Origin of the sequence: Alteromonas stellipolaris (assembly GCF_001562115.1) — a bacterium.
Lineage (GTDB): Bacteria > Pseudomonadota > Gammaproteobacteria > Enterobacterales > Alteromonadaceae > Alteromonas > Alteromonas stellipolaris.
Genome location: NZ_CP013927.1, coordinates 187,552 through 212,945, shown reverse-complemented (window position 1 = coordinate 212,945; position 25,394 = coordinate 187,552). Strand labels below are relative to the sequence as shown.

General features: G+C 41.0%; 22 protein-coding genes. 15 read left to right on the top strand and 7 right to left on the bottom strand.

The genetic code is table 11. The features are described from left to right. Positions 1-18 precede the first annotated feature (18 nt). Positions 19-447 carry a hypothetical protein gene (locus tag AVL57_RS20770; RefSeq protein WP_061093795.1) on the top strand — a complete coding sequence of 143 codons (429 nt, stop codon included), beginning with the start codon at positions 19-21 and terminating at the stop codon, positions 445-447. Then, complete coding sequence (locus AVL57_RS20765; RefSeq protein ID WP_061093794.1) at positions 444-1,637, top strand: acyltransferase family protein; 1,194 nt, start codon at positions 444-446, stop codon at positions 1,635-1,637. Before AVL57_RS20770 ends, AVL57_RS20765 begins: the two co-directional genes overlap by 4 nt. On the opposite strand, the gene AVL57_RS20760 is transcribed toward AVL57_RS20765, so the two are convergent. From AVL57_RS20760 to AVL57_RS20730, 7 genes are all read right to left on the bottom strand, one after another. After that, the gene (locus AVL57_RS20760) at positions 1,611-4,208 is read right to left on the bottom strand and encodes a PD-(D/E)XK nuclease family protein (protein WP_061093793.1); all 2,598 of its coding nucleotides are present in this window, start codon (positions 4,206-4,208) and stop codon (positions 1,611-1,613) included. The genes AVL57_RS20765 and AVL57_RS20760 overlap by 27 nt on opposite strands. Before the next feature lie 560 nt (positions 4,209-4,768). Beyond that, positions 4,769-5,158 (bottom strand): hypothetical protein, encoded by a 390-nt coding sequence (locus AVL57_RS20755; protein WP_061093792.1) that lies wholly within the window; start codon positions 5,156-5,158, stop codon positions 4,769-4,771. Between the two features lie 22 nt (positions 5,159-5,180). Continuing rightward, positions 5,181-9,791 carry an RHS repeat-associated core domain-containing protein gene (locus AVL57_RS20750; RefSeq protein WP_061093791.1) on the bottom strand — a complete coding sequence of 1,537 codons (4,611 nt, stop codon included), beginning with the start codon at positions 9,789-9,791 and terminating at the stop codon, positions 5,181-5,183. Positions 9,792-9,883: 92 nt separating this feature from the next. After that, a complete protein-coding gene (locus AVL57_RS20745) occupies positions 9,884-10,318 on the bottom strand; it encodes a hypothetical protein (protein WP_061093790.1) in 435 nt (144 codons plus the stop codon). A 530-nt stretch (positions 10,319-10,848) separates the two neighbouring features. Next, on the bottom strand, positions 10,849-12,108 hold the full coding sequence (locus AVL57_RS20740; RefSeq protein WP_061093789.1) for a HipA N-terminal domain-containing protein: 1,260 nt from the start codon (positions 12,106-12,108) through the stop codon (positions 10,849-10,851). Further along, complete coding sequence (locus tag AVL57_RS20735; protein WP_061093788.1) at positions 12,105-12,554, bottom strand: hypothetical protein; 450 nt, start codon at positions 12,552-12,554, stop codon at positions 12,105-12,107. Before AVL57_RS20735 ends, AVL57_RS20740 begins: the two co-directional genes overlap by 4 nt. After that, positions 12,551-12,901, bottom strand: coding sequence for a hypothetical protein (locus tag AVL57_RS20730; protein WP_061093787.1), 351 nt, complete (start codon positions 12,899-12,901; stop codon positions 12,551-12,553). Before AVL57_RS20730 ends, AVL57_RS20735 begins: the two co-directional genes overlap by 4 nt. Before the next feature lie 406 nt (positions 12,902-13,307). On the opposite strand from AVL57_RS20730, the gene AVL57_RS20720 reads away from it, so the two are divergent. From AVL57_RS20720 to AVL57_RS20660, 13 genes are all read left to right on the top strand, one after another. Then, entirely contained in the window at positions 13,308-14,486 is a 1,179-nt protein-coding gene (locus tag AVL57_RS20720) for a GGDEF domain-containing protein (protein ID WP_061093785.1), read from the top strand. Between the two features lie 3 nt (positions 14,487-14,489). Next, entirely contained in the window at positions 14,490-15,050 is a 561-nt protein-coding gene (locus AVL57_RS20715; RefSeq protein ID WP_061093784.1) for a hypothetical protein, read from the top strand. Beyond that, positions 15,043-15,807 carry a DNA/RNA non-specific endonuclease gene (locus AVL57_RS20710; RefSeq protein ID WP_061093783.1) on the top strand — a complete coding sequence of 255 codons (765 nt, stop codon included), beginning with the start codon at positions 15,043-15,045 and terminating at the stop codon, positions 15,805-15,807. The genes AVL57_RS20715 and AVL57_RS20710 overlap by 8 nt, the downstream gene beginning before the upstream one ends. Then, the gene (locus AVL57_RS20705; protein ID WP_061093782.1) at positions 15,804-16,289 is read left to right on the top strand and encodes a hypothetical protein; all 486 of its coding nucleotides are present in this window, start codon (positions 15,804-15,806) and stop codon (positions 16,287-16,289) included. Before AVL57_RS20710 ends, AVL57_RS20705 begins: the two co-directional genes overlap by 4 nt. A 1-nt stretch (position 16,290) precedes the next feature. After that, the gene (rdgC, locus tag AVL57_RS20700; protein ID WP_061093781.1) at positions 16,291-17,238 is read left to right on the top strand and encodes a recombination-associated protein RdgC; all 948 of its coding nucleotides are present in this window, start codon (positions 16,291-16,293) and stop codon (positions 17,236-17,238) included. A 133-nt stretch (positions 17,239-17,371) separates the two neighbouring features. Further along, positions 17,372-18,040: a hypothetical protein gene (locus AVL57_RS20695; RefSeq protein ID WP_061093780.1), complete on the top strand. Its 669-nt coding sequence runs from the start codon at positions 17,372-17,374 to the stop codon at positions 18,038-18,040. After that, positions 18,037-19,569 carry a type II secretion system protein GspD gene (locus tag AVL57_RS20690; RefSeq protein WP_061093779.1) on the top strand — a complete coding sequence of 511 codons (1,533 nt, stop codon included), beginning with the start codon at positions 18,037-18,039 and terminating at the stop codon, positions 19,567-19,569. The genes AVL57_RS20695 and AVL57_RS20690 overlap by 4 nt, the downstream gene beginning before the upstream one ends. A 1-nt stretch (position 19,570) precedes the next feature. Beyond that, on the top strand, positions 19,571-20,893 hold the full coding sequence (locus AVL57_RS20685; protein ID WP_061093778.1) for a hypothetical protein: 1,323 nt from the start codon (positions 19,571-19,573) through the stop codon (positions 20,891-20,893). After that, positions 20,887-21,591 carry a hypothetical protein gene (locus AVL57_RS20680; protein ID WP_061093777.1) on the top strand — a complete coding sequence of 235 codons (705 nt, stop codon included), beginning with the start codon at positions 20,887-20,889 and terminating at the stop codon, positions 21,589-21,591. The genes AVL57_RS20685 and AVL57_RS20680 overlap by 7 nt, the downstream gene beginning before the upstream one ends. A 9-nt stretch (positions 21,592-21,600) precedes the next feature. Continuing rightward, on the top strand, positions 21,601-23,199 hold the full coding sequence (locus AVL57_RS20675) for a GspE/PulE family protein (RefSeq protein ID WP_061093776.1): 1,599 nt from the start codon (positions 21,601-21,603) through the stop codon (positions 23,197-23,199). Further along, positions 23,199-24,359: a type II secretion system F family protein gene (locus AVL57_RS20670; protein WP_061093775.1), complete on the top strand. Its 1,161-nt coding sequence runs from the start codon at positions 23,199-23,201 to the stop codon at positions 24,357-24,359. Before AVL57_RS20675 ends, AVL57_RS20670 begins: the two co-directional genes overlap by 1 nt. 40 nt (positions 24,360-24,399) lie before the next feature. Then, positions 24,400-24,873, top strand: coding sequence for a competence type IV pilus major pilin ComGC (locus AVL57_RS20665; protein WP_061093774.1), 474 nt, complete (start codon positions 24,400-24,402; stop codon positions 24,871-24,873). Beyond that, positions 24,860-25,387 carry a pilus assembly FimT family protein gene (locus AVL57_RS20660; protein ID WP_167542106.1) on the top strand — a complete coding sequence of 176 codons (528 nt, stop codon included), beginning with the start codon at positions 24,860-24,862 and terminating at the stop codon, positions 25,385-25,387. The genes AVL57_RS20665 and AVL57_RS20660 overlap by 14 nt, the downstream gene beginning before the upstream one ends. The last annotated feature ends 7 nt before the right edge of the window (positions 25,388-25,394 follow it).

Sequence of the window (25,394 nt, the reverse complement as noted above, 5' to 3'; positions counted from 1 at the left end):
ATAAATTGAGGGGCCTTTATGCGAAAGTTGATAGCGCTAAGTTTGTTGGTACTAAGTGCGTGCAGTCCACAGTCTGAAACAAGCAAAGGTGACGTTACGGTGACATTACCCCCTGGCACCGGACCATGGCAAATATGGACGTATAATGGAGAACCCATAGAATATGAAACGGTAGAGTACTTTGGTACCGATGATGTTCGGGTGATTAGGTACCCTGTATACATAAGTGTCACCGGTCAATTCATTCATAAGAACGGAAAGCCTTTCACCACGGTAAAAAATGAAACGGTTTATTGGGCACAGAACGGCAACTTCGTATCCGATCGACACAATATCATTCCGCGTCGTATCTTTAGCCTACATGGTGAACCGCTTTCTAATGCAGAGCCGCTACTTCTAAAAGAGCAACTACTCGAAGCTAAGGCAGACATGGTGAACCAGTTATGAGCCGTGACTCTTACTGGGATGGGTTGAGGGCGCTATTGCTATTCTTAGTTCTTAATGAGCATATCGCACGTATGCTTCACCCAGTACTTCTCAATTCCGAAGTGCTTATCGATAATTCCGGTGGTATTGATGTGGCCCTTTTTTTTAGTCCAATTCAATTACTATTTAACGGCGCTGCAGCAGTAAGCGTGATGTTTTGTTTAACCGGCTATCTGATATCAAGAAGCGCATTCAAATCTCAGAACTTGCTTTCCTTTGACGTCATTATATTGTTCTTAAAGCGGTATCTTCGCATCTGCACACCCATAGTGGGCGCGATGATAATCACCTATCTAGCCATTGCTACAGGGGTGTTCGAACCACAACGTTTGTCTCCGTTATTCATCACAACATTTGGCTATGAGCCATTCAACCTCGATGTCTCATTCGTTGATATGATTAAGCAGGCATTAGTTACCAGTCCTTTTTTAATGAACAGAGATAACAACCCCATGCTATGGGTGGTCAGTGTCGAATTGTACGCAAGCTTTGCCCTTTATCTATTGTGTTTAATAACAACTAATAAATGGCTAAAAGGTAATATCCAAATCATGGTGTCCCTTTCGGTATGTGCGGTCTTGATTTGCCTAAACCATCATGAAATTAGTATTGCCTTCGTTTTAGGCCATACCTTGGCAGTATTAGAGCGATTTAACTTACTACGTCATAGAAAGCTTCTCTCAGTAATAGCCACAATTGCTCTGGGTGGATTTCTATTTGTATTAAAAGGGGGAGAGCAAAACCCATTTAATTTTGTAGGGGCTGGTGTGCATCAATTAGATTCACAATATATTGTTTATGGCTGGGGGGGCGCGGGATTAATGTTGCTAATCATGTTGAGTAAACGGTGTCAGCGATGTTTATCATCTAAGCCATTGCAGTTGGTAGGTAAGGCAAGTTATAGCATGTTGCTGATACATATTATTGCACTAGTTATAGCAACGAAGTGGGGAGCATATGTCGCCCCCCATGATGTAGTTTATCAATACATGTTTGTTTCAATAGTGACCTATATAGGTACGTTTTGGTTAGGTACCGGTCTTTATCTTGCTATTGAAAAACCGGTACTCAAACTGCTAACTCGACTACCACTGGGAAGTAATATCAAACTAGTCACGGCAGATTTACCGAACGCTCACCCTACAAATTAAAGAGTATGGGCAATATCGGCAGGCGTTGACAGAGGGGGTAATATTCGCCGTACCCTCTATGTAATCGTTTGCCAATTCAACCAACCGGCTATTCCAATTTTCCAAGGTGCTCGCAAAATCGTCTTTAACAGGCCTTACATTTCTGCCATCAACCTTCGCTACCTCATCACAGCTTTGACCTGCTACTGCATCAAGTTTCTCATAATCGGGCTTAAATGAAGCATAGCCAACCATGTCCACATTCTTTTCTGCTAATGCATAAACGGGTAGCTGCGCATCTTCAAAGGGCTTTTCACTCAATAACGGTGCCGTAGTGCCTTCGCTGAGCTTGTAGTCTATTACTCCGCGCTTAGATTCATCTTGAGGGTGCGCTTCCTTTTTGTCCGTGCTTAACAAGTCAACGCGGTCGATCCTTAAATTAATGCCGACAGGGCCAAATTTGACGTGAGACTTTTTCTCGAGTGCATCAATGGCAAAGGGGGGGCGTTGTTTTTCAATGTCTAACCAGTTCCCTATAACTTTGGTAAGCAGTTGAGTTTCCATTTGCATCAAAGTGGGTTCAATATTATCAATGACATCTTCTACATTCAGACCGTAAGCAACGGCACCGGCTATGGCATCATTAAGTGCATCTGCAGACAAACTGAGTAATGTGGCTTGGTCTTGTACCCCCTTCCAAAAATGTAACATTGCATTGTGCAGTGCGTTCCCCCTTTGGATTGGGCTAAACCCCATATGCGATTTAGCTTTCTCACGCACTTTTACTCTATGCTTCATGAATGCACTGAAAGGGCACTTGGCTTGGTCGGAAAGTAAGGCAGTTGTGCCTTCAGCTTGACCAGCATCCACCGGTACCGGTTCATCTTGAATTACTTCAATCGGAATCTTTCGATACAACAAGTCTTCGTAGTTAAGCTCATTGACGTTAAAAGTATTTGCACCAAGCTGGGTACCAGATACAAATATTGTAGGCGAGAGCTCTTTATCACGGTCATATTCGCAGTAAGAATAAATAATCTCCTTGGCAGAATGCGTGTAACGGTCAATTAACGCTTTTGAAAACTCCAATTCGCGAGCAGGATCAGCATGAGGCATGCCCAATTCTTTCTGGAGCAGTTCTGGTAAAAATGGCGTCGGTGAAGCTTTGGCCGGAAAGACGGAATCATTCATGTCCAATAAATAGATGTAATCAAACTGTAAGCCGGCTGCTTCGAGTAAACCTAGCACCTGAATAGGACTATCCTCAGACTCTGGCGCAAAAATTGTCGAATTAAGGGCTAGATTGAAATAAAACAGGGCAGTTTCCATGGTGACTTGTTCAAACGAATAATGCGTACACACACGACTAAGCTGAGTCTTATATTGCTTAATTGCTTGGAACTCAATGGAGTTAAGTGAGCGCTCTCCAGGCCAACCCGCTGCCTCCAAAGCATTTTCAAATAGACTTAACCAATTCGCCATCACATCTTTATCAGGAGCGCCTAAGAGCTTTGCAACAAATTGCTTAATTGCACTGTATAAGTTGCTCGGGCAGTCTTCTGCTTCAATAAGATTAAGTAAGGTCATTTGCTCTGGGTATTCACGCAAATTCAATTTGAATATAGCCCGTTTCCAAGACTCTTTATCTGAGTGAGAAAGGAAAGGGGAAGTTACTACTTGCATCAGGGTTGATGTGTCGCTCAGATTTAGCCCTATTTTGAGCAAAGTTTGGGTAAACCGAATAACCGGTTGTGAAGATAACGACTCGCCCATTGAAATATTATAGGGCTGAACGTAATGCGGAATATGAGGCAGAATTTTTTGAGGCTCGAACACGTTGTCTAACGCCGAGATTATCTTATCCCGTTTATTCGCCAACTCAGGAATTACGATTGCTATGCGAGCCGTGGGTTCTAAATCCAATTTGTTGTATGCCCAATTAGCAGCTTTAGAAAGTTGTTCTCTGTCGTCATAAGCACTGGTCTGTGAAAGTATTGCCGGTGCCTCATTTTTAGCGTCACATATCTCTACGGCCGTGTTTTCCTCTAGGGCTGCGATAAAGGTGTCGATTAATGGTGGGAAATCATCAAAAGCATGGAAAGTGATGTGCTCCGGTAAGCGAAGTACGCCTTCTCGAAATGCTTCAATGACTATCGGTATAGCCATTTGCTCACAGACAACACCTTTCGTTCGTTGTCTGTATACCTTCAACCATTTTTTAAATAACGCTGACTCTTGTGAATCGGGTGATAAATTAACTTCAGATTGCTCCCACAAAAGCATATGGCGGTATGCGCTCGTTACATCGTTAGCCAATTCAGTAGGTGGCATTAAAGTTTGTAACTCTTCATCGTTTCGAATTATATCAACCCAGTGTAAGAACACTTTTTCGGTAGAAGTAAGTACATGGTTTAAAGCCGGTGGATAGCCGTTACTTTGAGCCTGTTCATATAGTTGCTCAATGAACGTCGAAAGGGAAAGTACGTTTGGTGCATCAACGACGAAGGTAGCTTTCTCTCTCATAGCAGCCAATACAAGTGATTCAGACTTCTCTTTAGCTAGTCGATTGTTGGGGGTGATTATCACGCTCATTCTTATTCCTCGATATAAATAGAAATTCTATGAGGTGAACGTGCCTGCTAAAAACATGTATGCACAAAAACGCCTTTAATCATAAATTACCAGCCAAATGGCACGCCTAGTACTTTTTATGTGAAACATAAAAACCAGAATCATGAAATGATTATCATATGGCGATGCCCACTGAAACTCATCAGATTCTCCGATTGAGGCAAATCATCAGATAAGTGATTAAGCGCCTTCGAAAAAAGATCGCTAACCTAATATCCGTACCAATAAACAAATATTGCTTACTGACAATAATCATTACTTGCTAAACAATGAATGTTTAGAGAATTCTGGTCGAATCACACAGGTAGAAAAAAACCTCTGCTACAACCACCTCAAGTAAACGATATTGTTTACTTGAGGTACATATATTTGACTACCGAGGAGGGGGTTACCGTTAGTAAACAAAAATGTTTACTCGCTACGAATGGTTTACTCCTTTGGCTTCAAAAGCAGCCAAAAATAAAGACCCATGATACCTAATAACAAAAAGCCCCGCGAGGGCGAGGCTTAGGATTCAAAAATTAGGGAGAAAAGAAATTCCTTTTATATTCAATTTTTATCAAATGATTTTCTTTAAATGTAAGCTTCACTGTTTCTTTGTGGACACTAGGGTACATTAAAATCCAAACATCCGATTCAAACAAACTTTCTTCACGTTGCCTTTGAAAAACTAATTTCGTTTTACCTGCAACATCAGAATAACCGACAATTTTAAGTTTACTATTAAAAACTGGGTTAATTGTTAGTCGAACTACATCCTCTTTACTGTCACTAATATTTAATCCTCTGTATTCTCCTGACTCAACTAAGCCACTCTTATCAATTAATGGCCAAATATATCTAAAATTCAAAAAAATCAAGTTAAACAGCAATACTAATGCTGCAAATATTATTACAGTTCTCTTTGACATAAAGTAATCTAATCCAGACCTGTTAGTGAGTTATTAGAGATAAATCTCTCTTTAATTGTTCCTGATTCACTTGAACATTATTTATATTTGAAGCTTCCGCACCCGGTAGGTTAGCTCCTTCTGGTAAAGCAAAGGTATTCCCTGCTATGCCTGACGCCATTTGCCCAAGAAGCGCAGATGCCGAGTTACTATTAGCCCCCGGCCCCGGCTGAAGGGAAGGAACGGTTTCATAATCATCGTTCCCTATTATGGCGTTACCTACAGCTTCAGTTACAGCATCTGCTGCATTTATTGTTGAAGTAAACACGCCATCTGGCAGTGGCGTTCCATTATTTAAAGAATTTATAACATGATTGGCATATCCAGCATCTGCAATATCTGTAGCATCACCAGATCCTGTAACATTTCTCAGGGGATCATTACCATCTTGATCCACTGGGCCATAACTAAAACGGGACGCTAGTGAATGTTGACCATTACTATCCACATTGGTAGTTATTGCAAAACCGTGCTGCGCCTTGTTTGTTCGACTAAGAGGCCTTGCGATAAAAATTGAATCTCTACCATCAGGATCAATATATTTATAAGGGTTATTGTTCGCGTATGCATAGCGATTGAAACTATGTACATCACGGAACCCGATAGGATCATTCGAATAAAACCGCCCAATCACCGGATCATAGTATCGTGCCTGCATATAGCTTAATCCGATATCCGTATCATATTTATGACCAGTGTAGCCTACGTCGTCAGTCTGCGTTTCTAAAGTTTCCCCAAACGGTCTGTAGTGCATTTTTCCTGTTCTAACTTCAACATGTCCGTCTTTTGCTATCAGTTTGTTAGCCAAGTACACATAATTAATGCCTCCATCAGGTGTTTCTCGGTAAAGTAGCTGGCCTGACTTGCTGTACAATGAGTATGAAGTACCGCTCCCGTCTTTTTGTTTTACACGTCTGCTATGGCCGTCGTAGGTGTAAGAGTTTGTTGTACCTTTGGCATTAATAAGTTGGTTGGCTCGGTTATATGTAAATGAGTGGCGGCCATTATTGGTGACATTTCCTCTTCCATCATAATTAATTGATGAGTATCTACCTAGAAAGCCCGACACAGAGGTGAGTCGATTTTTTGTAGTATCATAGATGTAACTCAGATCTCGATTTTTGCTCGTGTAAGTATCGATGTTACCAAGGCCATCATAAACAATGGTACTACTGCCAATTTTATTACCGCCAATTGTGGCTTCAAGCCTGTTACTCCCATCGTAATCAAGTCTCGTTAAACTATAACCACTGTCTAAGTTATCAGTAATGCTATCGATATTAAAATTATTGTCATAAGTATATTTGTAATCCATGACTATCAAAGTGACTTTAGAGTCTCTTATTCTTTGAGGAGTTTGATAACTTGTTAGATACGTTTTGTGAGTGATGCCATTGCCATAATTAAATGTATTAATCTGCCCATTTGCATAGAACGTTGCGCCAGTAGCGTAGTTGAACGAAGGTTCACCTGACTTCGTTCGAGTGGCTTTAGTTGGTCTACCGAGAGCGTCAGGGGAAAAACTTACTGCATAGCCATCTGGATAAGTAAGAGAGCTTAGGTTACCAAGTTTATTATATACATAGTCCAAAGAGGGTGTTGAGCCACTGGGTGCAATACGTTTGCCATTGACAGATAGTGTCTCACTTTCTAGCAAGTTCAAGCTATTGTAGGTATATGAATTAACAACCGTACCAGCGTTCAGCTGTTCAAGGTTACCACTTTCATCATAGTAATATGTTCTGTCTGGAGATGAGTCTGGGAAGTTTTCTTTATGCAATAGATTTAATGCGTTATAGGTTACAACTGTTTTGTGTGAACTCGGGACACTTGTACTATCACATTCTGTCGCGCTTCCCAATGTTCCTTCAGCAACCCAACTAATTTGGTTTCTCGAATTATAGGCGTATGCATCGATACCTGTTTCTGGGCGTATTGTCTTACAAAGTCGAGCATTACTATCATAGATACGGGTTTCTGATGTCGAACCTTGAGTGATAGTTGTTGCCTGATTCATGGCATTGTAAGCAATTGACGTATCATCACTATCGGGCACCTCCACTTTTCTAGGAAGTGAATAGGTAGGAGAACCGTACTCAAGGTATGTGGTTGTCTTTGTGTTTCCTTCTCCATCCAATTCAGACACCATGAAATCATCAAGATAAGAAAAGGTAGAGCCTTTACTGGTGTCCGCGGTGTGCTCTTGCCTCAATACTCTACGAAGGGCATCGAAGCGCGTTCTTACCCCTTGCCAGTTGTTAGATAGCGAGCTTGGATAAGTTTGTAATGTACTAAGTCCATCAGCGTCGTACTCAAATCCTTGATAAATTCGATCAGAAACTGTTGTATCTCTGCTATACACATAAACTGGTCTTATCATTCCATCATAATAAGTTACTTTTCTGTAATTACCTTTAGCGACGCTCTGTTTTAGTGAGCCTACTTTTATTCTGCTCCCCGAAAGTGAGTCTTCGGAAGTGGTGACATAGCTGAAAGTAATACTCACATCAGTCCACTTAGTATCAGAATAATCGACACTATCAAGCCGCGATAAATCATCATAGCCTAGCGTTGTCTTATTTCCTCGGTAGTCAGTGACACTCTTTACGCTTCCATCAGAATTTATCTCTCTTTTCATAACAACTGTGTTGTTCGTGCTTTGATTGGCAGTGCTGCAAGTATTAGCTATTGGACATGGTTGAGTAATTTTTCTAGGTCTTCCTCTGTAATATGACTCAAGTAAATCGTACCTTTGACTTCCATTGTAGGTAATCATCTTTAAATCACCTGAAGAATGGTAATCGAACGTATTGGTCACTCCGTTTTGTACTATTGTCTTAATACTGTAATCAGGGTGAAAAGTATAATTGAGTGTATTTTCAACATTGCCATTCGAGTCTTTAAGCAGTTGCTCCTCAAGTAAGTCGACGCCATATTCGAAGCCTGGACTGATAAACTTGCTCTCTAAGGTTCTATAACTACCAATACTGCTATGCTCAATTAAGGTTTTGGGTGAGCCGTAAAGGGTGAAATCATCAAACTCGGTTTTATAGTTATTACCTTCACGAATGATTTCTTTTTCTTTAAGTGCACTTTTATAAATATTTCTGTCTACAATGATGGCTTCATAGCCTGCCTTGTAAGCATAGATATCTCTTTGCGCATTGGAGCCGCTCAATTTGACTGGATAGTATTGATAGTTTTCGGTTTCCAGTAACGTTCTGCAGCTGTTGTTACTGTATGTTTTCTTTCTAGCCAGTTGTCCAGATAACCAAGTGCCTTGACCATCCGAATGGTAATCGTAAACCGTACAACGGTCGCTTTCTTTCGCAATGGTATGTTTGTTGTTCCTGTAACTTGAAGTAGAGCCCATGTAAAAGTAAACATCACCAGGTTCGTTGTTAACTAAGGAGCCCCCAGAGTGGGCTCCAAATTTATATTCATAAGAAATTGAATGGCTAGGTAAGTTTCCTGATGTAGTTTTGGTATGAACCTTAAATGGTTCATGCTCTCCCGAAAAGCCTGATATTCCAGTGTAGTATTCATAGTCATATCGCCCCTGCGTTTCTGTGGTTATCGAGCCAATCAAAAACACATTATTGTCGCCAGCACTGTACCCTTGGAAAGATTCGTATGTGTAACTCCAAATTTGTATTCCATTACGTTTGACAGTTTCAAGGTTACCTAATGAGTCATAGTGGTAGGTCACCTCATGGGTGTCGCTGTATATTTTGGTTAATCGCTTCTTGCCGTTAACTGTTCCATAGCCGAAGTCAAAGCGACGACTATCACTAGACACTACATAGCTCACCACTGCACGCTCACCAGAAGCATAATTGATGGTTAATGTATTGCCATGCTTATCTTCTATTTTACTGGCGTACCAACCATAGCTCTTGTTATTACCTCCATTCTCGGCTTCATATTTAATTTTGTCGAAAGTATATTTGTGGCCTTCTGGTGAGTAGAAGATAAAACCAGTTTGTGCACACCCGCCTCTCCATCCAGACTCTGTAACTCTCCAATCGTTACTTAAATGAGGGTGGGAAGCTTCCTGTCTCCCTTCGGGTGTCACAATATGATAAGTTGCACCATTTAGCACTATTGGGTCATTTATGTTGTGGCATTTTGTGAATTCTTTGCCCGAGCTAGGTTTGACCACCGAATTCCTATTGTGGTCAAATCTTGATTTACTAGAGTGCCTGTAATCAGTAACGTAGCCGAAGTGAATATTCCACCCCGATCCTAACAAATAGTCAGCATTATTTGCGGGCGGCATTTTATACGAATGAGAAAACGTATAGTCAGGTTGCTTGTAATAGCGCTTAACCGCGAGGTTAAGGCTTCCGTTGCCCGGGATTTCTAGGTCAACATTCCCGACAGATAGCTCTCCTGAGAAAAGGGATATAGATTCGTTAAACTTTTCGAAACCTACGAGGTCATAATTAATATCCTCTTTGTACCGGTTCAAGTTATCCAATTCTGCGTAAGTGTTTGGTGTATTTGCTATGGCTGTGTTGACAATTAGAATAGAAAATATAGCCATGGCAGACGTCAGTATGGTCCGCTGACTATTGAATATTAACGTTTTCATAATTTCCCTATTTTTCGACAATGGAGGCGCCTTGTACTTTATGTTCACTAAGATGCAGTGCCTAAATGTTGTTCATTCTCATTCTTTTTGTTTTAGAAAGTGCAAGATACATCGGCAGATGACGAGCCTGCCTTTACACTGACCCATGAGGTTGTTTCGGCGGATGAGCAACTACCTGAGCATGCACTTACCCTAGCCGCGTAATCACCGGTTGATTGAGGGATAAAATCAGCAACTAATTTTGATGTGGTATTGGTATAAATAATTTGCCCGCAGTTTTTTCCTTTTATGAGCTCAATTTTGTAATAAGTTGCATCTGTTACTGAGCTCCATGAAACTCTCACTACACCGGTGAAAATTGCGCGAATTGTAGCATTACTTGGTCTTGCTGGAGTGCTTCCGCTGCCAGGAGTGGTTTCGGTTACGGGGGAGCCTAAAATATCAGAATGAACAAAAACCACTTGTCTTTCAGTTGCCGCATGTAAGTAGAGGGGTAGAAAAAGAGCAGCGTAAAAACACTTTCTCATACAATGACATCCTTGTTTTATTGTTGATTATTTAATCTCTCATTAGTTTTACTTAATGTAAATAGTTTTTTAATTTTTTGTTTGTTTGATGTAATGTTTTTTTGTCGGGGAACAGTCTGTTCTAAGTTGGCTTTATATGCTGAAGTTTCCTAGATGATAAGTAACCGCCGAGAACTGATTGCCCGAAGCTCTGTTATTGAGTGTACTTTTATATTCGTGGGCTATTACACCAATCGTCTTTTTGAGATCGGATTTGTGACAACCAGAGTCGAAAACCGCAGTCAGCATTTCGACCATTGAATTGCTATGACAGACAATACGACTAAGCAAATCGAGCTTTCTGTATCACATGTCGAAGGGTTTAAAGGTTCTCGCCCATATAACCACTAAAGCAGAGCATGGGGTTTCTCAGCTATCTCTTCTGACACAATCACCGTAGATTAAAATCGCTTTTATCTTTCGAGGGGGATAGGTTTTTACAATTACTACTCATTACCAGATTTTTCCAATCGAAAAATATACTAAGCATTTTAAGTATTGGGCGAAAATCCGAAATCATCCGATTCTATTAAATGATTTGAATGGGGAGCTAAAACCGATTCAAAAAATTCCGAAATAGAACTGGGCAGGTTAGCGTCTGCAAAGATTTGTTCAAGGTTGCTGAGCGTTTTTTGTAGTAAATCAAAGTTATGCTCAATGATGGTGTTGTTAAGACCAATCGTATGCCCTAAAAAGGCGGAAAAGAGAGCATCGGGAGTAAATAATGCTCTAGACGCATGGCGGTAGGTGAAAGGGGTAGAGAATTTTGCCGCCGTATCTGGGTTAGGGAGAGATGCAAACGAAGGGGCGAGTCGCCATTTGTTCACCCCCAAATCAATCAGGTGAAAGTTATTTAATTCATTACGGGTAGAGTTTATAGAGGCGTCAAAAATCGCCCTCAAATGAAGCTGAGACAAGTCGGTTTCTGGCTGGTCACTATATTGTCTAATGACCTGAGCGATATCTTCATATGTGGGGGTTCTCTTGTTTTCAATTAAGATATCGATTGGAACGGCATTAAATTTTATGACGTGGTTAGTATCTTCACCTTTAAAAAAAGCATGTTTGAAGTTTTGTTGCACAGCTATATCTTGTTCGCCAAACGATTTGATAGATGTTTTTACAGTATCTATTTGTGCACTTTTTGAAAGTAGGTTTGTTGCAAATCTGATAGGGGTTTCGTTGTACTTGGGGTTACTGCTTGGCTTCGCAAAGAAGCGGGCACCGGTTTCAGGCTCTGCAAATTCGAACATTGGCCTTGTACCTTGCACTCCGCAAATTGATAATGAAGGTTTGTTGAAAACAACACGATGATTTTCTGACTGAAAAATTTGTATAGCCTCTGCAATGGTTTCTATGTCTTGTTCGCAATGGCCTATGCTATTTTCCTGTCTATCATCGTGGGCATTTAATTGTATTGCACCATGATCCCCAAAGTACTTACTGATAAAATAAAGCCTATCGAATTCATCCAGAGAATCCCACGGGGCATGAAGTTCACTAAGCACCGTTGAAGCATACTGACCAGGCAGGAACTGAGTAAAAAATGCAGGTAATTGACCATCCAGTGTAGTGAAAACCTTTTGAAACGTGAGGTTAAGGTTTTTGGGGTCAAGAGACGCGGGAGCCTTTACTAAGTATTCATCATCGTAGTGAAAAGAAACACGTTGTTCCGTGTCTTTAATTAAATTACCAGCGCAAAAATACTGTTGAGAGGGATTTACCCAACGAAAAACTTGGATGAATTTCACTTAATGACTACTCCTGCTTGCTTCTCGGTGTTGGCGCGCTCTTGCAAGCGTTGGTCACCAATTTCCTTGGCCTTCTCTAATTCAAGTTGAACAGTTTTTTTACTCAACAATGCGGTGTGCAAAGTAGAAGTGCGGCCACGTTCCAATACTTTGACTATTTCTGGAAAGACACCCATTTCGAAGAAGTATGCTGCGATAACGCCCCATTGGGTACTATGTCTTCCTTCTTCCGCTCGTTGTATAGAAGATCGTGAAATGGGTTTGCCGAAGTATTTTTTTAATTTAGAGCCGAATGAGGTTTCACTTCTGTCATTGATGGACAGAGAAAGGCGGTGGCGTTTAACTCTATCACCGATATATTTTAAGTAATTAACTGGGTGGGAAACGCTAGGATGTTCAGGACGGTCGTTGTATAAACCGTCGTTTACACCATCGTCTTTTTTCACGATAGATACCGATTAATTGAGGTTAGAACAACATTATATTTCTCAGGAATGTGGCCCAGAGACTCAAAATGTCGAACCATCACCTTTACCTCTTCTTTTTCACTCGACTCCATGAGCATGAGTTTCGTGTTGATCGCACTGACAAACGCGTTCGGTGAGGCAAGGTAATCACCTACCTGAATTTTAAGGTCATTTTCTTTAACCTCAATACCTCTTGAAGTCAGGAATTCTAGATAGTAGTTCACTGTGTTCGGGATCGAGCTATAAGCATTGTCAACGGTAACGCCGTTTTGCATAACCAAAAACAAAGCGGATAAAGAAACGGGTAATTGTTGATGTGAAGTCATACTATCTCGCATTTAAAAAGAGGTGATATTTGTAACAGCGCCTTAAACAAAGCAATCTCAGTGCGAAAGAAGCGCGGTTTTTCTGATGCAGTGCAACTTATAAAAGCGTGTCTTTTAGTTGGCTTAAAGTAAGTAATAAACCAAGCGCCGCTAACATGTCGCTTAGCCAGTAGTTTATAAGAATTCGTTGAGTCGGTGTGAAAAATCTCTTTTACCTCAGCTAAGGTTCCGCCCGTTTTATATTTTTCCAAAATATAACTTCCTCTATATTTTTCATCTCGATCTTATCGCTATGTGTCACTCACACACGAAAACTAAATGTAGCCATATCCGGAAAAGGAGGGAATTCAAAACGCCTCTTAGTTAGAGTGCCGAGCAACCAACAGTATTTATTTAGGATTGTTTAATGCAGCTACCATCAAAACGTTATCAGGCGATTATAAGTCTCATATTGATGGTGATGATTACATTGTATATCGCGGTTTTTCCATCTTCTTTAATTAAACAGCTTGCCACATTACCATGGCTAGATATGACGTTAGCAATCTTAGCGCTGGCCCTATCATTTCATTATAAACAGGGGAGAGCCTGTTTCTGTGCATTTCTACTCTTAGTCTACCAAGCGTTTCCTCTCACTTTACCTGATTTCGTGCTCACCAATATCTACGCCAACTTACTACCGCAAGTTATGGTGCTTTCAATGGTTTATCTCATTTCTGATTCAGAGCGCGGGGTTTCAATGTCAGTTATGAAGGAAAGAATGGCTACGTTTATCGCCATTATCTTCTTACTAACTATCGTAAATATGCTCGTAACCAAGTACATAGGTACCATGTCATTCACGTTATATCTCGTAATGGCACTGAGCACCCCAGCATTAGCCTATCAATTATGGCGTTCGCCAACGTATGAAAATACTGTCTTCTGCTACATAGGTTTTACGATGGCGCTTATAGGCCTTATCGGGGCTCCTGCGTCTAACGTTATTTTATCTTTGTTTGCTATTAGCCTCTTGGTTCTTGTTTTCAATGAAGCGCATAAGATGGCGTATTTTGACCAACTAACTGGGATTGAATCACGCCGCTCCCTAGACGTCAGCTCGCGAGGCTTATCAAAACAATTCGCCGTAGTGATGTGCGACGTTGACCACTTCAAACGCTTCAATGATAAGTACGGCCACGATACTGGCGATGAAGTGCTGAAGCTGGTTGCAAAGAAAGTCCAGCAAGTAGCTGGGGGCGGAAATGCCTATCGCTATGGGGGTGAAGAATTTTGTCTTTTATTCGATGGCAAAACTTCTGAAGAAATCTACAAACATGTTGAGGTCATTCGACAGGACATTGCTAATTATCCTTTTGCCGTTCGCAGCTCAAAGAGAAAAACAGGAACGCCTTTAGACAGAACTGGCAACGTCAAAACTAATTCAGTTCAAATAACAATGTCTTTTGGCATTGCGCAAACCACGTGTGGTGAAAACTTTGAACGCGTTATTAACCAAGCGGACGAACAGCTATATAGAGCAAAAGATGCAGGTCGAAACTGCATTATGCTGCCCGTAGCTGAAAGCCCTAAGTATTCGAGGTAATTCATGAAACAAATAATTGAGAAAATCCCCAACGATTTGGATGCACTGTTTTTTAACTATGGTCAACTTAAGCATGATTTTTTAGTTATGTGCGCCTCTCGAATTTTAGACCATGACATTGCACGTAAAATATTTTCAGATGGCTATCGTTTAGTTCTCAATGATCATGAAGAAATTTTCAGCGGTGAATTTGAAAATGCAAAAGTTGGATTAATAACGGTGCACTTCAACTCAGTTTGTTTACGGGTTGCACCAAATGGTTTTTTCAAAGCCACTGAGAAGCTAAATAGCCATGATTTATGGCCTGAACTTCATTACCTGACTTTACCTGTAGTCGCGCAAGTAGCAACGCCGTACCCGTCAAAGTTAGAAGATGCCAGCACATATATAAGCTCATATGCTGAACCAATTGAATCTGGGGCGTTAGAAATCGAAGCAACAGAGAAAGTTATCACTTGGTTAGCTCATGAGATGTCACTTACGACGGATATTGGGAATCCATTTACCAAAGCCGAGCATAGGGAGATTTGGAGCAAAGAATACGAGGACTCTATTGATGCTTAAAAAGATATTATTTATAGGTACAACCTTACTTCTAACATCTTATGTTCATGCCGAAAGTGGATGCGAAAAAGATAAAAGTCAGTGGGTGTTGACGCCGAAAACGACTTCGTACTTCTGTTTCACAGACTATAACTTGTCATATAGTACTGTTAATGAACTGCCTCTACAGGTGAGTTACTGGTTATCACCAACGCAAAAGCAAAGTTCCAATCCCTTCAATCTGGTCATCAACTCAGATAAATTTGTACCTTCCACGTTTAATCGTGAAGAAGCGGCACACAAAACAGGTTTCGATTTTGTGGCGTTAGCGCCAATAGCACTTACCAAAATAAACAGGCACGAACGGTATTATGACCTCAACAGAGTTCCCGTCGATAAAACACAAAACCGAGATGGTGGCGCTTGGTTTGAACTTAATAAGCTAGAAGTAGAAAAACTACTAAATATAGGAAGATTGTTGGTAATAAATGGCGTAGTCACAGTTAAGAATGACTATAAACCTACACACCTATACAAAATCTTATACCAACCCGAAATCAATATGGCGGCGGCATTTTTAGTCCCTAATGATTCTGAAAACCACACGATCACATCAACAATTACGTCAATATCCTGCATAGAACAAAAGTTAGGTTATCCATTGTTAGGCACGGAAACACTTATTCCTGAGTCTTTGAAACAAAAGGTGGCCTACAGCAAAAATGTGTGGGCAGATGTTGGCGCAAAATCTTATCAATGTGAGGCAGGTACTATATGAGAAACCGTATTTTACTATCACTGGCCTTATGCTTGGTCTCTCAAGCGACCTTCGGTGCTTCCAGCTATGTAGGCAAGGTCAAGCGTATTGTCTCCCCAACAATAATAGAAGTTTCTCTGAGCGATGAAGAGTTCATCACTTTAAATATTCTTGGATTAAAAAAGAACGGAGAACAACATTGCGGCGAAGCTAAAGGCGTTAACGGAACAGCCTGTAACGCGATGAAAGCTTGGCTAGACGGTAAAAATTTCGGTGTCATTATTGAAAAAGTGGATGGCAAGGCAATGTACGGAGACATTGTTGTGGGTGATAAATTGATTAGCCAAGAAATTGTAAGGCATGGCTATTACGCAGTAGATTCAACCAAATCTATGTCGCACTACCTGTTTCAAGCAGAACTCGAAGCTTATTGTAATTATCGTGGAATTCATGCCGTAAATAAAGGTATGCACGAAGTCGCTAAAAAGTGTGCGCGGAGGTAAAATGTTTAGTCGTTTTTTCAAAAGTATTAGTTGTTTTAACATCGATTTATCAGAAGATGAATGGCACAACCTATTAGACATAGAATCCCTTAAACAACTTCGACATATCCCCATCAAACAAAGCCAAAAAGAAAGCATTGGTTTTTCGAGTGTCACCGGCTATCACAACCCTGATTTGCTTTATCATAGTGTAGACCGGTTCCACTTTCTCAGTGTGACGCGTGAGACAAAAAAAGTCAGTAAGCTTAAAGTAGAGCAAAGGTTAGTTGAGGCGAAACGCTTATTAGCAGAGCGAAGAAATGTAGTTACTGATGACCTTGAAGAACAAGAGGTGATCGAATTAAAGGAAAAAATCGAGCGTGAAGAACTATCCAAAAAATCACCCGATGAAGCACGAATTAACCTTGTTCTAGATCCACTAAAAAATCGGATGTATGTCGACACCGTAGGGACAGATACCGTTATTAAAAAAACGGTTTCAATCATTAGAAAATTAGCACCGTCATTTAAAGTCCATCCGTTTGTAGCAAACCCTGCAGAAACAATTCTCACACAGTGGCTTTATAACCCTAAATCAGTTCTTCCAGATGAATTAGAGCTTGGCAATGAAGCATCTTTGAAAAGCCCCGAAGACGCTAAAGCTAAATTATTTAAGCAAGACTTGGAGAGTGAAGAAGTCAAAATATTAATGAATCACGGTAAGCAGGTTTTCGACATAGCAGTGTCTTATCAAGAGCGGATTGGGTTCACGTTGAATAATGTAGGGTACCTTAAAAAAGTTAAACCAAGAGACATGTTTTACGATGGGGTGGAGCGTGTCGAGGCCTCAGAAAGTTACTTGCAAGAATACCAACAAGATTGGGAATTACTGGTTTCATGGATGACTGAGTTTTACGATTGGCTAGAGAGAAAATTTGACCTACCCAAAACTGAGGAAGACGCCACGTAGATGGCGTTTTTTTTAACTAAAATCCCTTAACCTTCATAAATGCTTAGTTAAATTTCACCATATCCGGAAAGTCGTTGCCGCGTTTTTTACGGTCGTTAAAGTGTTCATATCCGAATGAAATAGGCGACGACAAATGTACAAAAAGCAAATGCTCGTGGGTGTTGTAAGCACATGTTACATGCTGACTATGCAAGCTCATGCGCAATCTACTGGCACTGATTATGTGGGCCAATGTAAAGCTCAGCTAGCATCTTATAAAGCTGACTTAAAGGCCTCACAAGTTGAAGACCAAAAGGAAGCTTTTGAGGCGGCAGTTGCTTTAGAAGTAGCAGTGCAACAGAAAGCAAAAGAAACTAATGAACCAATAGAAGTTGCTCATCAATCGCCAAACAAGATTAAGCAGATTGTGCCGTCATTAGATGAGTCTCTTGTACCAGAAATCTCGGAAATTGCACAAGGTGGTAACAAAGCTTTAAAGCCATCCTCGCAATCTGCTTTAGAAACGGTAGAGCCTGCTGAGTCAGTTGTTGTCGCTGCCCCTGAAGTTACAAAAATCATTTTCGATTTCCATCAAGGTAGATTGAAGGATCAAGTTGAAACTTTCCTGTCTATTCATGCTCCCGAAATTCAAACATTCATCTGGACTGCTGATGAGAATTTACAGTGGGTAAATGATTTCACCGCAGAAGGGCAAACATATCAGCACATTTTAAGCCGAATTCTTAAGTCATATGGCTTGGGAGCTAAGAAGTACGGAAATGATGTCATAGAAATTCTTCCACGAGGGGCATTGGGTAAATGAAAAACCAAGTATCTATTGTAGCTCTTGCCATAGCACTGGCGGTTTCAGGTTGCAGTTCACAAATGAAAGTACTTACCGGTGAAGCTGGTACTGAACTGCAAAATAAAGGTAAAACGGAACTAGAAGAGGCTTATAAATTAGAACCTCAGCAAAACGAACTAGATAACATAGTTGAAGTTGATGATTTCTATGTACCGCAGCTAACTTTAAATCAACAAAACCGTCCGGCTTGGTTTTTCGACGAGGTGAATACCCAATTTTCATCAATCACACTTGTTGAGTATATGGCGCTGCTTCAAAAGAAAAAGAAAATTAACGCTCGCTACTTAGATGGACTTGATAAAAACATTACATTTTCCATATACAACACTGACAAAATCGGTGCTGCGTTGGAAAAAATCAAGCTAGCAACAGGGTTCAATTACTCTATTGAAGATAATGTAGTGACATGGTCACAGTTCGAAACTGCAGCAATAGACATTAGCTTTATTCCTGGGCTGAGTAGTTACCGGATTGGTGGACAAAATAATGGTGGTTCAAGTAGTTCTGCCGAAGACCGGTACGGTTCAAGTTCAAGTATAGATATGGTTGTTTCAGACAGTGGTGTTGAAGATGACGACAACTACGTAAATATTGAAGCAAAGGAAATTGATAACGTTGCAGACCTGACCTCGGTGGTCAACCTCTATAAGTCAGATAAGGGCCGATTCCATATTCAGAACACGACCTCAACACTTTATGTCTCTGACTTACCAGAAAACATCAAAAAAATTCGAGAAGCCATCGAAAAAGAGAATAAAAAAATCACTGCAATGGTTTACCTCGACATTCGCATCATTGATTACATTGATTCGAGTGGTACTGAGCGCGGTTTAAATTGGAGCGCAATTGCAGATGATTTAGTAGGATCAGGTACGATAGATTACGCTACCAACTTTTCTGCGAGCCTGTTAGATGGTGCTGCAAGCACATTCTCCTTCACCCAAGCTGGTGGAAAAATGGATGGGTCTCAAGCCATCATTAATGCTTTAGATGAGCAAGGTGTCACATACTACTCAATTCAACCGAAAGTTAACTTAAGAAACAACCGGCCGGCAAAGGTAATTGACGGAGACGACTACACCTATTTGGCTTCATCAGGTAGTTCATCAACTACTACTTCGAGTTCCGATATTCTCATTCCTGGTGTACTTACTACCGGTCTAAACCTCTATGCAGTTGCCAACATCAATTTAGACAATGGCATGATTGTCGGCACAATTTCAAACAAGTTTGCTAGCTTGACTGAAATGGGTACTGTGACTTCTGACTCATCAACTATTCAAACACCAGAATCAAAACGTAAAGCCTTTCATCAAGAGTTCTCTGTAAAAGATGGCGATACAATCATGTTGTCTGGCCTGATACAGCAACGTTCTGAATACTCTAGCTCGGTAGCAGGTAGCCTAATTGCTGGCGGTAACAATGGTGTATCAGAAGAGTACACGAACACTATTATCATAATCACGCCGCATATCCGGAGATACTGATATGCGCGTGATTGAGTTACAAGATAAAGAGATTGTGTGGGTAATTAATCCGATCCGGACCAAGGTGTCAGATCGTGATTTAGTGCGTGCGGTAGAAAAGTACCTCGATAAGCGTTCAGCAATTTATGCATCGGCAACTCGAATTAATTCTACGGCGTGGATTGCATCCGCTGATTTCGAACAACGACACTTAAAGAAAGCTTTCGACTTCGCTGCTTTCGTCAAGGGGCACATGTCTCCTAATGGCGTAGCCGTATACATCGAACCAGTCCACCTAACATCAGAAGTTGAAGGGAAAAACTACTGCTTTGTTTGCTTGCAAGATGGAGAAATTATTCTCGATAAAGTCTTAAATAGACAAGATATCGTTGATGAATTACGCATGCTGCGAGATGAAGCCCAGCATCTTCAAAGTCGTGGTAATGACGTTAAAAGTACGCTCAGTTTTTATAGCTGTGAAGAAGATTTTAACGAGGCCTTGAAAGATTTCCCCAATGCAAAAATTGAAAGTCTGGACACGAGCTGGCTTAATTCTTTAGAGCCAACGAGTGCATACGGCTTCGTCAAATCTTCAAAAATTCGTGAAATGGTGATGCCGCGTAATATCTCATTACGTTTATTACCAATTGTCGGTGGTGTTATCGGCGTAGCCTTACTTCTAGCTTGGGTTGGTGGTGCATTCGAAAAGCCTATTGAGGTGAAGCGAGTTAAAGATGAATGGGCTAGCTATCGTACTTTTACTGAAAAGAAAGCCCCTCAATTATCTAATCGTATTGCTCAAGACTACAACAACCTTCGCGCGTTTGATGCGACGTTAACTGGTTGGCATGTCGCTGAAGTTAAGCACTCTAAGAGTCAAGATATCATCTACCGCTTAATCAATGATGGGGGGTACACAGCTGATTTAAATAAAACCGTTGATACTATCTCGAAAAAATTTGGTATCGCTATGCTGATGGATTACACCAGACAGGGCAGCATTATCACCTCTAGGGGTGCTAATACGCCAATGTTCAAAGAATCACAGTCAGAAAGGTGGAATTTAAGAACGCTCTATCAGACCTTCGATGATGATTTGAAAGTGTTAGGCACAAACGTAAGTCTTACATTTACAAATTTTGAATCTCCAGATCCTACTTCAAAAAAATGGCGAGCAATAAAAGGCCAAATCATTCTCGATAGAGCCCCGTTAGATACCTTGCTTTTGATAACTGCAGCAGCAAAAAACAAACCTATTTCGATAGTATCCGGCAACTACCAAACCTCAGAAGGTTGGATTTCTGGTAACTACACAATTGTCATGTACGGAGAAGACCAATGGTAAAAAAAATACAGCCCAAAACTTTAGCGTTAGTTGTAATTTTAATAGGGTTAGTAATTTATTTTGCGATTAACAATTTAGGCGTTGCAAGCGTCCTATCAAGTAAGGATAAAGCGTCTGAGGTTGTTAATAAGGTCGAATTGCCAAAGCCTGCGCCACCAGCCGCCCGTCCTACAACTGTTAAGGACACAGCAAAAGCTTTTTACGATATGGCTCCAAATAAAGAAGAGGCGATAGGTTATATCAACAACCGTGTGTCACTACCGAGCCGGTTAGTCGAAGCGCAAACGAAAGAAGCTGAAGCGCGCATCGCTAAGGCCAATTTTGAAATACAGGAATATCGACAAAAGCAACTAGCTCTAGGTAAAGAAGTCGAAGATGAGAAACTAGGTCAAATTGAGACACAACAAGGTTCTCAAGGGCTGACGTTAGATTATGCTAGACAGCTAGAAACTCAGGCCGCGATACAAAAGCAGGCTCAAGTAAACCAGGAACCTATCTTCCTAAGAGACTTCATATTTCGTGGAATTTCTGATTTGGAAAGCGATAAGTTAACTGCGCATTTCTTTTATAAATCACTTCCATACCCTGTAAAAAATGGCGATGTACTTTTCGGTAAAGTCCGCGTCAGCATCACAGATAAAGGCGATATATCACTATGCCTAATAAAGACTGATGAATGTCAGTCATATTACCTTTAGGAGTGCATCGTGGTACCTATCGAGCTATCAAAAAAAGACATCAAGGAAAAAGGGTTAACCTATTTTCCTGAGTTGACACACCGTTACCTTGAAATCAATGGCAGTGGCTTGAAGTCAGAGTCAGATGTTCACTATCTCTGTGTACTTCAAGATCGCAGTCAGTACGACCAATATTACATCATATTGACTAGAACCACTTACATGAAAGCTAGGTTTGAAGTTGAAGCGATTCAACAAGACCTATTGCAAAAATTTAGTGCTAAAACGATTAATATTGCCTATGTAACTGTTGAGATTGTCGAAAGTTATCTGACTCAAGCCATTCGCGATAAAACGTCTGAAGACTCGGAAACCAAATCTAAAAGAGATAGTACCGAAGACACCAGCGCGAAAAAAAGATTTAGAGAATGGATAGAACGAGCGCTTCAGCTTGGTGCTGCTGATATAGACTTTATCGTAAGGGGTGATCAAGGCTCCATTGGGATGAAAGTAAATGGGAAGATGCGCCCTAGAGAGGCCCATCCCGCTCAAACTATTCGCCGGATGATTAATGCAATGCTTCAAACGGAGTCTGAAAACTCTCGTGGCCATGTTGAAGATAAGCAAATCCTATCTAGAACGACGGTATTGGAAGTTTCCCCAACGATAAATAACCGGAAAGAACCACAAATAGTCCGACTTCGTGGTTTAAAAAGTTATGCGCATGATGGATTTACTTACTCAGCTCGTATCATACAAACCAAGCAAGAAGATTCGCGGAATATTGGAGAGTTAGGGTTTCCTGAAGAAAGCTGTGCAACGCTTCGCTATTTGGCAAGGCAGCCAAGCGGCATTATTTTAATTGTTGGGCCTACTGGTCATGGTAAAACCGTGACCTTGAAGGCGCTTTATGAAGACATGCCAATCGACTATAAGTTGCTGGTCATAGAAGATCCCGTCGAATACCTAATTAATCACCCTAACTGTATCCAAGAAGAGGTTATAGATGAGTTAGGACTCAGTGTGAATGCTTATAAAAAAGCTTCACTTCGTCAATTCCCTAATGTCATCGGAATTTCCGAAATTCGTGATGAAGTTGTCGCAAATGAGGTGATTCAATCTGCGCTATCAGGTCACCTTATGGTGTCCACCATGCATACCCACGACACGCTAAGTACGCCAGAACGCTTAAATCAAATGGGCGTGTCGTATCAATTGCAGGCGCAACCAGGGTTAGTAAGAGGCTATATGAGCCAGAGATTACTTCCTCGCTTATGCAGTTGCGCCATTTCTGGGCCAAAAGATACCTATTGGGGCGACAACCACAGAAAGATAAAACCAGGCGGGTGCGCCAAATGTGGTGGCACAGGAATTAAGGGTAGAGCACCGGTTATGGAAACAATTGTATTTACCGATGCCACTCGCAAGATTCTCGCTACTGGTGATTTAAATGCGTTAGAGGCCCACCTTCGTAACAATGGTTGGTTGAGTATGCTTGACCGTGGGCTTGCGCAGGTTAAAGCAGGTAATGTCGATCCAGAAGACCTGATCAATATGCTAGGAGACCCTCGACAAGCAGGTAACAGCGAATATCAGTATGGAACTGCCACATTTGAGGCGGTTGAATAATGAAGTTTTCGGAAGTTGCCATTACTGATTATTGGAGAGAGTTAGTAGAAGATTCAAAATTCTATTTTAGTATTTTGCTAACCCGTGCTGAAGTTCTCAAAGATTTGAAGGTGTTCTTAAGAAGACAGAAGTTTCCGCGTAAAGCTCAAATAGCTTACCTGACTGATTATTCTTCATTTTTAAAAACAGGCTCTGGATATGAGGCTGTAAAGAGCATCATCGCCGGTGTCGAAGAAGCACACGATTCTGTAGTTAAAAAACTAGTATCCCTCGATATTAAACGGGCTATCGATGAGGGTGATAGTGCATCGGATGGTGTAAAGCTATGGTTCGATAAAGATATCGTCGAAATCTTTATTGCTGGTGAAGCATGTGGCCAATTAGAAGACACGATTAAAATGTTCGTGCATCAACAAGCCAATCTGGCAGCATTTAAGAAAACCTTCATGGCAGGGATATTCATGCCATTAGTATATTTCTTAATTGGGCTATGTGCTGCTTACGGGTTGGGAACGAGTGACTTCTTAGGCTTCCCTAATATGATACCTGTAGAAAAGTGGCCATCTGTAGCGCAGTTAGCTTATAGCTATAGCGCTTTTGTTTATGACAAGCTGTTCTTAATAATGGCCGTGATATTCATCACCAAAATCCTCTTTACGTATTCGGCTCGAAATGTCACAGGTAAATTACGCCAGTTCTTAGACTACCTACCCCCTTACAAGGTTTTTAAAGCTTTTAGCTATCTCCATGCATTGAAATTAATCACGCTAATCAAGTCAACGGGTGCAGGGGATAAAGAAGCGCTAGAAATCACAGACAAAAACTCGTCTCCATATGTTCGTTTTTATACCGAGAAGATGCTTGAGCACGTTAACGATGGGGAACAAGACCTATCAAAGGCAATGGATGTTGGGTTATTGCCTTCACGCCTAATGTCGCGGCTGCATGCTGTCTCTCGCGCATCAGGGAAAGAGGCTAAAACTCGTGCATTACAACTTACTACTGAAGAAGGAGAGCATGAAGCGGGGTTAACACTTCAAACAACTCGCCGGTGGCTCATTATCTGTACTTGGGCACTGACTATTTCAACGTTAGCGCTCGTCATCATCGGCATTATGACCGTGAATATGGCGATGTCTGACGTAAACAATTTCATGTAACACAAACTTAAACAAACCAACCGTAAATTAGGAAGTAAAAATGAAAAAACTACAAAAGACATTTAAAAACGCAAAAGGCTTTACCTTAATCGAGCTTATGATAGTAATCGCCATCATGGGTATCTTAGCTGCCATTGCCTATCCAACGATTGTAGAAAATTTAGGAAGTGGTAAAGCTACTGCTGCAATGGATCAAGTGCGAGCAATTAGAACCGCGGCTACTAAGTACGCCCCCGTTAATGGTGATATGACTGACGTGTCTATTCAAGAGTTAGTAGACAATGGCTTACTTCCAGAAGACTGGGCTGACGGTTCATCAGTAAATCCATGGGCGGGTGATGTATCGGTATCTGTAGATTCATCTGATGTAACCCGTTTTGCGGTAAGCACGGATAATATCCCTGAAGATACAGATGGTGCGAATATGGTTCGTACAATGGAAGATGAAGCTGCGAGTAATACTACGCCTTCATATTCTGGAGGAAGTTTCTCAATCACCTTTGCGATCAACTAATTTGAAGCGTCAAAGAGGGTTTACTTTCTTGGAGCTGATGGTGTCTGTCACCATCAGCGCCTTGCTGGCGGCTATAGCTTATCAAAAGCTCCCGTCTTTGCTAATGGGAAACCGCATACAAACTATCGAAAATGCCTACCTATTAACAACCAGTGCAGTTAAGTCCTATTACAAAGCAAACTGTAATGTACTTAGTTCCAGCACGACACTTTCTATCAGTGACTTAGTATACGAAGGCTATTTACAGTCCGAATCGCTGGTGGATAACCAGTATACCAATAGCATGAGCTTTCAGATAAACCTAGAAAACGATAGCCCTTATGGGGTAGTTGAGTTTGAGTTTAAATCTGACTACGCCTACCTCATTGATTCATTAGTGCGCTCTAGTCATTACCCGTTCGAAAAGCAAGGTACTCAAGTACTGTATGGCAAATACCCGATAAACATCAATTACGATACGACAGTGATTAACGCACAGCAATCACGTGAAATTTTTGACAACGAACAATGCTGAATGTTGA

Coding starts and splice junctions, on each gene's coding strand:
- rdgC (WP_061093781.1), top strand. CDS start 16,291: ATGTTTAGTCGTTTTTTCAAAAGTATTAGTTGTTTTAACATCGATTTA.
- AVL57_RS20690 (WP_061093779.1), top strand. CDS start 18,037: ATGAAAAACCAAGTATCTATTGTAGCTCTTGCCATAGCACTGGCGGTT.
- AVL57_RS20710 (WP_061093783.1), top strand. CDS start 15,043: ATGCTTAAAAAGATATTATTTATAGGTACAACCTTACTTCTAACATCT.
- AVL57_RS20665 (WP_061093774.1), top strand. CDS start 24,400: ATGAAAAAACTACAAAAGACATTTAAAAACGCAAAAGGCTTTACCTTA.
- AVL57_RS20755 (WP_061093792.1), bottom strand. CDS start 5,158: ATGTCAAAGAGAACTGTAATAATATTTGCAGCATTAGTATTGCTGTTT.
- AVL57_RS20670 (WP_061093775.1), top strand. CDS start 23,199: ATGAAGTTTTCGGAAGTTGCCATTACTGATTATTGGAGAGAGTTAGTA.
- AVL57_RS20695 (WP_061093780.1), top strand. CDS start 17,372: ATGTACAAAAAGCAAATGCTCGTGGGTGTTGTAAGCACATGTTACATG.
- AVL57_RS20720 (WP_061093785.1), top strand. CDS start 13,308: ATGCAGCTACCATCAAAACGTTATCAGGCGATTATAAGTCTCATATTG.
- AVL57_RS20715 (WP_061093784.1), top strand. CDS start 14,490: ATGAAACAAATAATTGAGAAAATCCCCAACGATTTGGATGCACTGTTT.
- AVL57_RS20745 (WP_061093790.1), bottom strand. CDS start 10,318: ATGAGAAAGTGTTTTTACGCTGCTCTTTTTCTACCCCTCTACTTACAT.
- AVL57_RS20680 (WP_061093777.1), top strand. CDS start 20,887: ATGGTAAAAAAAATACAGCCCAAAACTTTAGCGTTAGTTGTAATTTTA.
- AVL57_RS20770 (WP_061093795.1), top strand. CDS start 19: ATGCGAAAGTTGATAGCGCTAAGTTTGTTGGTACTAAGTGCGTGCAGT.
- AVL57_RS20750 (WP_061093791.1), bottom strand. CDS start 9,791: ATGAAAACGTTAATATTCAATAGTCAGCGGACCATACTGACGTCTGCC.
- AVL57_RS20765 (WP_061093794.1), top strand. CDS start 444: ATGAGCCGTGACTCTTACTGGGATGGGTTGAGGGCGCTATTGCTATTC.
- AVL57_RS20760 (WP_061093793.1), bottom strand. CDS start 4,208: ATGAGCGTGATAATCACCCCCAACAATCGACTAGCTAAAGAGAAGTCT.
- AVL57_RS20730 (WP_061093787.1), bottom strand. CDS start 12,901: ATGACTTCACATCAACAATTACCCGTTTCTTTATCCGCTTTGTTTTTG.
- AVL57_RS20705 (WP_061093782.1), top strand. CDS start 15,804: ATGAGAAACCGTATTTTACTATCACTGGCCTTATGCTTGGTCTCTCAA.
- AVL57_RS20685 (WP_061093778.1), top strand. CDS start 19,571: ATGCGCGTGATTGAGTTACAAGATAAAGAGATTGTGTGGGTAATTAAT.